Genomic DNA, 12,447 nt, shown 5'->3' with positions numbered 1-12,447 from the left:
GAGTAAGGGTTTTTGTTTGTTCTTGCGATATATATATAAAATGCTAGGATGAACTTTTGAGAAGTATGAAAATTTGTTAGTAGATTAGTTTTTAAATTGAATAGAATCAAAAACCAATGAAGAACATCTTGTTAATTATTTTTGTAGTAGTAGTGAGTAATCTCTCTTCTCAAAATTTTTGGGAATCTCCGGCAGTTATTGATGAAGGAAAAGTTGCTCCTCGAGCTAGTTTTATCCCATATGAATCTGAATATCAGTTGGTAAAAGGTCAGAAGTGGGAATCACCGTATGTAATGTCTTTAAATGGATTATGGAAATTTGCTTTTGCAGAAAAAGTAAAGTTTTGTCCAAATAGTTTTTATGAAACTGAGTTGGATGATTCAGATTGGAAGAGTATACAAGTTCCGGGCAATTGGGAGATGCAAGGATTTGGTGTCCCTGTGTATACGAATAATAAATATGTTTTCCCATGTAATCCCCCTTATGTCAATAATGAAGATTTGCCAACGGGTATTTACCGAAGATGGTTTGATTTACCTCAAACATTTGAGGGAAGAGAAATATATCTCTATTTTGGTTCTATTGCTGGTGCTGCGACAGTTTATGTTAATGGTCAGAGGGTAGGATATTCAAAGGTGTCTAAGACAGCGTCGGAGTTTAACATTACAAAGTATTTAAGAAAAGGAAAAAATCTGTTGGTTGTTCAGGTATTAAAGTGGAGTGATGCGTCTTATTTGGAAGATCAGGATTTTTGGCGGTTGGCGGGACTAGAACGTGATGTAATGCTAATTTCTCGTCCTAAAGTGTCTATTGATGATTTTTTTGTAGTTGGAGATTTGGATAATTTGTATAAAAATGGCTTATTTAAAGCCGATGTTACGGTGTGTAATTTTACTCCCAATATAGTAAAAAACTATTTTGTAGAAATTTCATTATTAGATAAGAATAATAAGAAGATATTTACTCAGAAATCATTGGTTGATAATATTTCAGCTAAAGGGAAAGTTTCTGTATCTTTCTCTACTAAGGTGAAAAATCCATTAAAATGGTCAGCAGAATATCCAAATTTATATACTTTTTGTGTCTGTTTAAGAAATTCGTTTAATGAGATTATTGAAATATCTGGCTGTAAAACAGGGTTTAGAAAAGTTGAAATAAAAAATAAGCAGCTTTTGTTAAATGGGAAACCTATTATTATTAAGGGTGTGAATGTTCATGAACATCATCCTGTGTATGGACATTATGTTGACGAAGAAACATTGTTAGAAGATTTCCGGTTATGGAAACAGTATAATATAAATGCAATTCGTATGAGTCATTATCCTCAAAGCCCCAAAGTTTACGAATTGTGTGATAAATATGGAATTTATGTAGTTGATGAGGCCAATATAGAAGCTCACGGTCTAGATCGATTTGACCGGAGACGTCATCCGTCTTTTAACTTAGATTGGGAGGGACAACATATAGATAGGACGTTACGTATGTTTGAGAGAGATAAAAATCATCCGAGTGTGATTACATGGTCGTTGGGAAATGAAAGTGATTTCGGTCCGGTATATGAGAAAACTTATAAGATATTAAAGAAAATAGATAAAGCTCAACGGCCTGTGCAATTTCAGCGTTCTTTTGAATCTGAGTATACTGATATAATTGCTCCAATGTATATATTTGCTGATACAATAGCTCGGTATGCCCAACGGAAGGATATTTATAGGCCTATGATATTATGTGAATATTCTCATTCTATGGGGAATAGTACCGGAGGCTTTCAAGAATATTGGGATACAATTATGAAGTATCCTGCGTTACAAGGCGGTTTTATTTGGGATTGGGTTGATCAGGGGATTGAGGCAAAAGATGAGCAAGGCCGAAGATATTGGGCTTACGGAGGAGACTTGGGTGGTCATCGGTGGACACATGATGAAAATTTTTGTGCTAATGGTTTGGTAACTCCGGATAGAACTGTCCATCCAGCATTAAATGAAGTAAAAAAAGTATACCAAGATATTTGGATGGAGTCAGATGATATAGAGTCTGGCAAAATAATTTTACATAATCATGCACTATTTACGAATTTGGATGCATATGATTATCGATGGAAAATGTTTAGAAATGGCATTCTTGTTCAGTCAGAATCATTTAATGTGACAGGAGAACCTGGAAAAAGTAAATTAGTATCTTTAAATCTACCGCAAAGGGAATATGGAGATAATGTTGAATATTTCCTTATAGTAGAGGCAATACAAAAAGAAGACTCTGAATTATTAAAAGCGGGTCATGTTGTAGCTGCTGAGCAGTTTTCTTTTCCAAAAAATCGGTATTTCTCAAAGAAAAAAATTAATGGTAATTTAAAAGTCGAAAGGAGCTCTAATTATGTCCTTTTTAAGAATGGAGATACAGAAGGACGCATTCGATTGAGTGAGGGACTCATTGTTGATTATACTTATAAAGGGAAACACATTTTGACTGAGGCTCCGTTACCAAATTTTTGGAGGGCCCCGACAGATAATGATTTTGGAGCAAAAGTACCTTTTTTGTGCAATATCTGGCGTACAGCAGGGGACACACGCCAACTAAAGAAAATAGAAGTTGGAGAACAAGAAGCAGAAGGAATTAAGGTTGTTGCTCATTTTAATCTAAAATATATAGATGTGCCTTATATAATTACTTATTTTATCAGAAATGATGCTTCTATACAAATTACGGCACGAATTGATATGAGGGAAAGGGAGCTTCCTGAGATGATGCGATTTGGGATGAAAATTCAATTACCAGTAGATTTTGATAATGTAACATACTATGGTAGAGGCCCATGGGAAAATTATAGCGATAGAAATTCTGCTTCTTTTATAGGGAAGTATTCTTGTCGTGTTCGTGATTTGAAATTCGATTATATTCGTCCTCAAGAAAATGGATATAGAACGGATGTTCGATGGGCTAAATTTACAGATTCCCAGGGTTTGGGTGTATTATTTATGGGAGTTGGTACACCTATTTGTTTTAATGCGCGGAATAATTTCGATGAAGATTTGGACCCGGGACTTACAAAAAAGCAACAGCATTCCATTGATATTGATAGTCGTAATATATTGTGTGTGAATATCGATTATAAGCAGAAAGGATTAGGGGGAGATAATAGTTGGGGAGCAGAGCCTCTTGAAAAATATAGACTCAAGGCAAAGCTTTATGAATATTCATATATTATATCTCCGGTTGATTGATGTAATTGATTTTGGATAGTTTGAATGCTAAGAATAGCTTTTATTACAATGCCCTGTCAAAACTGTGGAAACGTGTGTAAAAAATAGTATAAAATCATGGATTTACGATTTATCGGTTTTTGATTCGATGAAATCGTTTAAAATGATACATGCACATTATTATCTGAAGTTATTACGCTTTGTAACTATGTATGTAGGAGAAATAACCGTATCGGAAGAAATTGTATCAGATTCTTTTTTAGTTATATGGGAAAATAGAAAATCTTTGAAGGATATTGCGAATTTTGATTCTTATATCTACGCAATAGCCAAATACAAGTCGGTTAGCTATCTTCGAGGTAGGCGACCTCAAAATATAGAGTTGGATGAAAATTATATTGATATGTTTATTCATACAGATACTACTCCAGAAGAAGAGCTGATAAGCCAGGAATGTACTCGGAAATTGAATGAAGCAATAAATAATTTACCTGAAAAATGTAAACTGACATTTAAATTAGTTCGAGAAGAAAAAATGAAATATAGAGAAGTTGCAGAAGTTTTAGGTATTTCTCAGAAAACTGTGGAGGCACATTTATCTAAAGCTGTAAAAATTCTTAGACAAATTTTATCGAGTGAATAATAAAATTAAAAAATTATTGAGATAATAGATTAAGGGTATTTTTTATTTTTTGCGATTTAATATATAGAATGATGAATGAAAAAATAAATCATATTATCGCAAAGGTTTTATCGGGTGAATCTTGTAATTCTGAGGAGCTGCTGCTGTTGACAGAATGGTTAGGTGAAGATGATTCGAGAAAAATTGAATTTGCTAGATTGGCAAGTTATTGGGATGCGGAAGTTTCTTTACGGCAAAATTTGAGTTCTTCTGATTTAGCTTTTGAAAAGCTATGGAAACGGATTAATGAGCAAGGTTCAGTACAAAAAGGAAAGAAGAAAATTCCTTTGCATTTTTTGTTTATAGCTGCATCTCTTATTATAGGTATTGTTATATATACATTTTTGTATTCTTCTGATGAACCTTCAGTTGAGAGATTTACTTATGTAACTGGTAACGATTGTTCCGAATTTTCACTTGCAGATGGAACATATGTGGTATTAAATAAGAATAGTCGTTTAGTTTATACTGATGAATATGGGGAAAAAGAACGTCGAGTCCAATTGATTGGAGAGGCTTATTTTGATGTTGAAAAAGACGTAGATAAACCTTTTATTGTACATACAGATGTTGGGGATATTATTGTATTGGGAACTTCGTTTAATGTGAAATCATACGTGGACGATTCTTGTTTTATAGCAACGTTGATTCGTGGATCTATTCAATTCAATATTCCTACTCAATCAATAATCCTTGCACCGAATGAACAATTGAGGATAAATAAAAAAAACTTTACAATGGAAATAGAATCTGTAGATGCAGATTTGGATGTTGCCTGGAAAGATGGTTTACTTAAATATCGGTCGATTACAATGTCTGATCTTATTCAAGATTTAGGATCTCGTTATAACGTATCTATAAAAATGGAAAATGAGGATTTAAAGAAAATAATTGTATCTGGGTCATTTTTATTAGATGATTCTATTGATAATGTACTGGCAATTATGCAAAATAATCTCTCTTTTAAGTGGAAAAGAAAAAATGACACGATATTAATTTATAAGTGAAGTTATCTTTAATCTTAAATTTAATATACCTATTAATCATAAATATAAATTATGAGTAATATTTTGGAACTAAAATAAATAAAATATTTTTTTTATGGATTAAAGGGTAAGTCAAGTTTCATATTATTATTAGTCTAAATATATAATTTAAAAATATGAAAATAAAAGCATATTACAATGTTTTACTACATGAAGATTTTCGGGGCAGGGTGTTAATAAAAACGATGTCTTTGATTTTTATTTTACTTTTTACGTTATCACAATTATGTGTAGCGAGTTTGTCATCTTCGCAATCGGTTCAGATTACGATTAAAGAAAAAAATGTATCGTTAATTCAACTTTTTAATAAGATTGAAAAAGTGAGTAATTTTTTATTTTTTTATGTAGATGCCGATGTGAGAAATATAAAAGTGTCTGTAGATGTAAAAAATGCCACAATACAGGAAGTCTTGAATATAACCCTAAAAGGAACTCAATTGACATATCAAATTAAAGGGCGTAATGTCAATATACTGCCTATAAGGGAAAAATCTAGTAAAAAAAGTCAGCATTCTATGGTTATTTCAGGAACAGTTTATGATTCTTCTGGAGCAACTCTTCCTGGGGTTAATGTGATGATTGATGGTTCTTCGGTTGGAACAAGTACAGATATTGATGGTAAGTTTTCGATAAAAGTTCCTGATGATCGGGCCGTGTTATCTTTCTCATTTTTGGGGTATGCTCCACAAAAAATTCCAATTGGAGAGAACGATGTATTGAAAGTAATTTTGCAGGATAATATACAGTCTTTATCAGAAGTCGTAGTTATTGGTTATGGTGTACAAAAGAAAGAAACAGTAACGGGAGCTATTTCTTCTATAGCTAGTAAGGAGATCGTGAAATCCCCGGTGGGAGCCTTGTCCAATGCTTTGGTGGGCAGGGTTTCTGGCCTTTCTGCAATACAAAAATCTGGAGAACCAGGTTTTGAAGAATCTACAATTCGTATTCGTGGTGTTGGTACTTATGCAGGAGAGCAGAATCCTCTTGTGGTTATTGATGGGATTGTGAGGGATTTGAGCACTTTGAATATGATTGATCCTAATGATATTGAGACGATAAATGTTCTGAAAGATGCATCAGCGACAGCTGTCTATGGTGTACGAGGGGCTAATGGCGTTATTATAGCAACTACTAAGAAAGGAATAATCGGAAAGCCTCAGATTTCATTTTCTGCCAATTTTGGATTTACAACACCAGCAACTCTTCCTAAAATGACAAATTCATATCAGTTTGCTAAACTTAGAAATGAAGCCATAGTCAATGATGGAGTAAAACAGGATAATTTGGTTTTTTCAGATGATGAGCTTTGGAAATTTCAAAATAATAGAGATTATACACCTGATGAAGTTGCTGCTATGTCGGATTTAAACGAAGTACAACGTAATGCATTACTAAATAGTCCAGCATTATATTATACAAGTCATGATTATATGAAAGAGTTTTTTCGAAAATCTGCTCCGCAACAACAATATAATATAAATGTATCTGGTGGGACAGATAAGGTAAACTATTTTACGTCTGTTGGATTTTTGAATCAACAAGGACTAACTTCTGATTACGGATACAAAAATGCTCCAACATCTACTAATAATAAGAGGACCAATTTTCGAAGTAATTTTGACTTTAAAGTTATAAAAAATGTAGAGTTAAGTGTTGGAATTTCAGGGCAAATCAGTAATACGAAAATATTTTTGAATGATTATAATGATTCAGATATGAATTCTAGATATAGGGATATGCTGAAAAATATTTATGAGTCTACTCCTTTTGCCGGGCCTGGGATTATTGATGGTAAATTGATTAATGGTTTTGCGGGGAATTCACCATTGGATCCAACGAAGGGTGCTTCAGGAAAAAGTCCGGTAGCATCTCTTTTAAATAAGGGATCAGGGCGGGTGACTAAAAGTTCTCTTAATACATTTTTTAAATTGAAGCATACAATGGATTATCTTACGAAAGGTTTGTCTTTAAGAGGTACAGTATCATATGATAATTATTTTAGTAAAACAGTGAATGAGACTCATCCTATACCGATGTTTACAGTAATGAGAAATCCAGAAGACCTTACGCAGAATCTTTATTTTGGAGGAACTCTTGGTGCTGAGAAATATGAGGAAAAAGCTTGGTATAAAGAACGGAAGTTATATGTGGAAGCTGGTGTAGATTATGATCGTATATTTGGTAGACATCATGTGACGGCTTTAGCTCTTATAACGGGAGAGCGTCTAACAAAACCTGGGTTACTTTATAATGTTCCACAAGGAATGTATGGATTAGTTGGTCGTGTAACTTATGGATATGATGATCGATATTTGGCAGAATTTAACGTGGGATATAATGGTTCAGAAAATTTTGCTCCGGGTAAGCAGTTCGGATTTTTTCCTGCAGTATCTGCTGGATGGACTATCTCAAAAGAACCTTTTTTCCCCGAGAATGATTGGGTGACCTGGATAAAAATAAGAGGATCTTATGGACAAACAGGGAATAGTAATATTGGAGGGAAGCGTTTCCTTTATTTACCAAGTTCTTGGGAAGAACTCGTCGATTATGTGTGGCCATTTTCTGGATATAACTTTGGGTATACAGACGGTTCTATTGTTACACCTTGGTTACGGGAAAGAGTGAAAAAGTAGTTGGAAATCCGGATGTTACTTGGGAAAAGAAGATATCTTATAATATTGCTGCGGAATTGCGCTTTTTTAAAGATCGCCTGTCTATAACAGCTGATTTATTTAAAGAAAATCGAAATAATATTCTTACGACTTTAGAGACAGTTCCTGGTATTGTTGGTGCTGATGTGAGTGTGCTTCCTCCAGTGAATGTAGGAAAGATGAGCAATAAGGGATATGAACTTTCTATTTTATGGAGAGATAATATATCAGATTTCAATTACCAAATTAGTGGACAAGTTTCGTATGCAAGAAATAAAATAGATTATATGGCAGAGGCTCCATACGAATATGTGTGGATGAATAAGACTGGATTTTCGTATGGACAATATAAAGCATATGTGAATGATGGATTTTATAATTCGGAGGAAGAAGCAGCAAATCATCCGTATAATTCTGTGGATGGAAATCATGTACAAGCTGGAGATTTGAGAATTATCGATATAAATGGGGATGGTATAATAGATAACAAAGATGTAACACCGACAGGATTTTCTAATATACCTCGATATGCTTTTAGTGCAAATGTGTTTTTGGAATATAAAGGTTTTGAAATTTCAGCTCTTTTTACCGGATCGGCCCAAGGAACATTTAGTATGGGAGGATATATGATAAGTCCTTTTGCACAGAACAAAAGTAATGCTTTAGAATACATGTACGAGGGCCGTTGGACTCCGGAAAATTATGCTTCAGGGAAAAAAATAACATATCCACGTATGTCATTAAATACCTCTGGAACACAAAATGGTGCGACTAATTCTTTTTGGTTCCGTTCTACTGATCATGTGAAATTAAAAAATCTTGAAGTTGCCTATACATTTAGAAAATTGGGATTCTTATCACGATTGAAAATGTCGTCTTTACGACTGTATTTCAATTCAAATAACCTATTCACTTTTGGAGGAAAAGATTTGATAGAGGGAATAGACCCGGAATTGTCTCAAGACGACAAGACGACGGAAGGAATAATTTATCCTATAACTCGAGTATTTAACTTTGGTTTTAAAATTCAATTCTAATATATCCAGTATGAAAAAAATATCATATTTGCTGACTTCAATTTTGATCATTATTGGGATATCTTCATGTAAAGACGCTTTTATTGAAAAACCTGCGGTCACGGGTTTGTCTGTGGATGAAGTATTTTCTTCAGCTAAAAATGCAGAAGGGGCTATATCTCTTGCCTATTCGTATATCTTGTCTTCTGGTCTGCCGATATATAGTTGGACTCCTCCCTATCTCCCTTATGAAGCAACAGAAGCAATAATGGGAGGAGAAGATGTTGATTCAAGTTGGGGATATATGAAGGAAAATTTGGTAAGTTCTGGAATGACAGCAACTGATAGTTATAATAATGGAGCTGGACTGAGTGATGATTACTTCCCGTATAATTATAAATATATTCGTCATGCTTTTCTTGTCATAGAGAATATAGATAAGGTTCCAGATATGACGTTGGCAGAAAAAGAAATTGTTAAGGGTGAGATGAAAGGATTGATAGCATTTCGTTATCTTGAAATGATGAAACGCTATGGAGGAGTTCCTTTAGTAAAAAAGACATTAACAATGGTCGAGTCTGCACCGAGAGCAACAGTACAAGAGACATTGGATTATATTCTTGAATTATGTGAGCAATCAGCTGTAGCTCTTGACAATGTAGTTTGGTCAAATGATTGGATGGGTAGGTTGACTAAAGGAGTTCCATTAGCTATAAAAGCTGAAGCTTTGATGTATGCTGCTCGTCCATTGTTCAACTCAGATGAGCCATATCTTCCATATGGAGTAAATAACGATAAAATTTGTTTATGTGAATATAAAGAGAGTCGTTGGAATGATGCAATAAAAGCTAATTTAGATGTTTTAAAATGGGGTAAGGAGAATGGGTATGAGATTATTGATACGGACAATCCTTTTGAAGATTTTGGGACAGCAGTTGGTGTTCCTTGTAATAAGGAAATATTGTTAGCATATAAGCATCAAGCTGTAGGACAAGGACCTTCTGGAATTTATAAGAACTATTGCCCAAATCCTCTCTATATTAGAAGTAATGGTGGTACAGCTTTATGTGAGTATAGGGGGATGTCCTATGAAATGTTATTGAATTTCAAAAAAGCTGATGGCAGTGAACAAGTATGGGCTGGAACAGAGGAACGTCCATATCAAGAGTATTATGATAAGGTTCATGAAATGGAACCTCGTTTTAAAGCATCAGTATTTGCTTATGGTATAAATCCTTGGAATAACGAAGGAAATGATAAGTGGAGCATTACAAATGAGTCTTCTTGGTTAAAGGCTAATAAAAATAAGCAAGGATGTGCTCGTAATATCAAATTTTGGTATAATACAGGGAATCGAGAATGGTTTGAGTTCCCAATATATCGTATGGCGGAGTTTTATTTGAATTTGGCGGAAGCTTATAATGAAATAGGACATTCTACTGAAGCCTTAGCTAATTTAAATGTAATACGTAATCGTGCGGGCTTGCCTGATGAGACCGTAACAGATTATAAGCTTTTACAAACAAGTATTCGCCGAGAATGGGCTGTTGAATTTTATAATGAAAATCAATACTATCCCCATGCAAGACATTGGAAAGAAGGTGAAACGATGATTGCTGGGACTAAGCATATATTTACATTTAAGTTTGCTGGCTCTTTAACCGATGCTCGGGTACCGGAAGATTTTATCAGTTATCGTTTGGACGAAGCTGCACAAAAATATGTGTGGTTAAAAAAAATGTATTTGAGTCCTATAACCTTAGCTGAAGTGAATAAGGGCTATATAGAACAAAATCCTGGTTATTAATAAATGTAACTTGGTGTAAAATGAGAAAAATATGATAATTAATAATATAAAGACTATGTGGTTAAAACCGACGTGTATCATAGCGGCATCTATTTTTTGTATTTCTTTTTCTCAGGCTCAGAAAGGAAATACTGATGAAGATGAAAAGAATATAGATTTTACATATACTATTCCAGGGACGAGTATGATGATAAAGAAAGAGTGGTCAACTTCAGCTATTTCGTCTGCCTCAGGAGAGGAAATAAGTATGCCGACATCCAGTTTAAATAATATGTTATTTGGAAAATTACCGGGACTAACAGTTCAAGGGACTACAGGAGAACCTGGTTATGACGCTGCAACACTTAATATTAGAGGAATAGGAACATATAACTCTGCTGATATTCCTATTTTTGTGGATGGTTTTCAAACTAATATGTCTTTTTTTCAGTACCTCTCTCCTGGAGAAATAGAATCAGTCTCTATATTAAAGGATGCAGCGGCTTTAGCTCCATTCGGGATGCGTGGAGCTAATGGAGTCATTTGGGTGACAACTAAGCGAGGAAATGTAGGAAAGCCAACAATTCAGTTTCAAACGCGTTTTGGCCTACAACAACCGATTTCAATAAATAAACCTTTAGGAACAGCTCAATATTCAAAGTTGTATAATGAGGCAGTCAGCAACGATAATGGTAATATTTGGAGTCCGATTTATTCTGAACAAGATATTTTAAATGCTCCCAATGTTGATTGGTTTGATGAAACTTTGAGGGATTATACCCCTTATACAGATGTTGATTTATCCCTTAAAGGCGGAAATAATATTGCACGATATTTTGTATTTATGGGTTATATGAACCAAAATGGTTTGTATGATGTTCCAACGAATGATACTTTGGCAAATTCGGGAATACGAAGATTTAATGTTCGTACCAATTTAGATATTAATTTGTTTGACATTTTTGAAGCAAAGATTGATTTAGGTGGACGAATTGAAGATCGTCATTACCCTAATCGAGCATCAGGGGATATTTGGAATGATATGGCCCGTTATCCAAGTAATATATATCCAGTAAAGAATATTGATGGTACTTGGACTGGGACACCGGTTTATCCTAATAATCCGGTAGCAGAAACAAATTCGACAGGACGTGTATCAACACATGATCGGACTTTGCAAGCTAATTTTAGTCTAAAAGAAAAATTAGATTTTTTAGTGAAAGGCTTATATTTAAAAGAGTCTGTTTCATTTAGTAACTGGACTCGTGATGGGGCGTCGAATTGGAGAACTTATGCTCGTTATATAGATGGGGTACAACAAACAACAGACCAGAATACTCCATATAGTAGGACAGAAGATAATGGAACTAACCAATGGAGTTGGCAACATCTGAGTGGGACGATTGGATATGATAATACTTTTGGAAAGCATCGGATATCATCTTCTGTAAATATATTACATAATACTTATAAAACAGACTTATCTAATAATGGGGATGCTGGCATGATGCTTAATTATAAATATATGAATATTGGTGGGGGAATTAATTATGTTTATGATGAGCGTTATGTTGGTGAGTTTGGTTTTTCTTTTAGTGGTTCTGATAATTATAAGCCTGGGAACAAGTGGGGATTTTATCCATCATTGTCTATGGCTTGGATTATTTCCAATGAAGCATTTCTTAAAAAAAATATGATTATCGATTTTTTGAAACTGCGTTTTTCTGTAGGAAAGACAGGGTGGGACCCAATGGGGACGAAGAGGTATTTGTATCAGACTTATTATCAGAGTGGTGGCGGATTATATGTTGGTAATGATGCTCCGACATGGAAGAATGGATTAGGATTGTTGTATGAACCTAATAGTGCAATTTTTGCAGAACAAAGTATGAAATATAACATAGGCTTAAATATGAAATTGATACAGAAAATTGATTGGATTTTTGATGCTTTTTTAGAAAAAAGATCAGGTATTGTGTCTCAAGATCTTATGATGCCTTCTACTTATGGAGTGGAGCCTCCGTATAGAAATGTTGGAAAAGTAACAAATAAAGGTTTCGAAACAG

At 34.2% G+C, this 12,447-nt stretch carries 7 protein-coding genes; all 7 read left to right on the top strand.

The window, feature by feature from the left end; translation table 11 throughout:
- Positions 1-116: 116 nt before the first annotated feature.
- A complete protein-coding gene (locus BN2628_RS00410) occupies positions 117-3,221 on the top strand; it encodes a glycoside hydrolase family 2 TIM barrel-domain containing protein (RefSeq protein WP_044230756.1) in 3,105 nt (1,034 codons plus the stop codon).
- 64 nt (positions 3,222-3,285) lie between these two features.
- Positions 3,286-3,843, top strand: coding sequence for an RNA polymerase sigma-70 factor (locus BN2628_RS00405; RefSeq protein ID WP_257606327.1), 558 nt, complete (start codon positions 3,286-3,288; stop codon positions 3,841-3,843).
- A 68-nt stretch (positions 3,844-3,911) separates the two neighbouring features.
- Entirely contained in the window at positions 3,912-4,889 is a 978-nt protein-coding gene (locus BN2628_RS00400; RefSeq protein WP_052431637.1) for a FecR family protein, read from the top strand.
- 155 nt (positions 4,890-5,044) lie between these two features.
- Entirely contained in the window at positions 5,045-7,561 is a 2,517-nt protein-coding gene (locus BN2628_RS00395) for a SusC/RagA family TonB-linked outer membrane protein (protein ID WP_055095546.1), read from the top strand.
- Complete coding sequence (locus BN2628_RS00390; protein WP_055095544.1) at positions 7,534-8,616, top strand: TonB-dependent receptor domain-containing protein; 1,083 nt, start codon at positions 7,534-7,536, stop codon at positions 8,614-8,616. Before BN2628_RS00395 ends, BN2628_RS00390 begins: the two co-directional genes overlap by 28 nt.
- Before the next feature lie 10 nt (positions 8,617-8,626).
- Positions 8,627-10,402 (top strand): RagB/SusD family nutrient uptake outer membrane protein, encoded by a 1,776-nt coding sequence (locus tag BN2628_RS00385; protein WP_074023886.1) that lies wholly within the window; start codon positions 8,627-8,629, stop codon positions 10,400-10,402.
- Between the two features lie 31 nt (positions 10,403-10,433).
- A partial coding sequence (locus tag BN2628_RS00380) for a SusC/RagA family TonB-linked outer membrane protein (RefSeq protein ID WP_055095540.1) occupies positions 10,434-12,447 on the top strand: 2,014 nt, incomplete at its 3' end.

The organism is Gabonia massiliensis (assembly GCF_001403595.1).
Lineage (GTDB): Bacteria > Bacteroidota > Bacteroidia > Bacteroidales > Coprobacteraceae > Coprobacter > Coprobacter secundus.
This window is presented reverse-complemented; position numbering and strand designations above follow the sequence as displayed.

Bases quoted from the DNA above. Each gene is read 5' to 3' on its own strand.
- BN2628_RS00410 (WP_044230756.1), top strand. From the start codon at position 117: ATGAAGAACATCTTGTTAATTATTTTTGTAGTAGTAGTGAGTAATCTC.
- BN2628_RS00385 (WP_074023886.1), top strand. From the start codon at position 8,627: ATGAAAAAAATATCATATTTGCTGACTTCAATTTTGATCATTATTGGG.
- BN2628_RS00395 (WP_055095546.1), top strand. From the start codon at position 5,045: ATGAAAATAAAAGCATATTACAATGTTTTACTACATGAAGATTTTCGG.
- BN2628_RS00400 (WP_052431637.1), top strand. From the start codon at position 3,912: ATGATGAATGAAAAAATAAATCATATTATCGCAAAGGTTTTATCGGGT.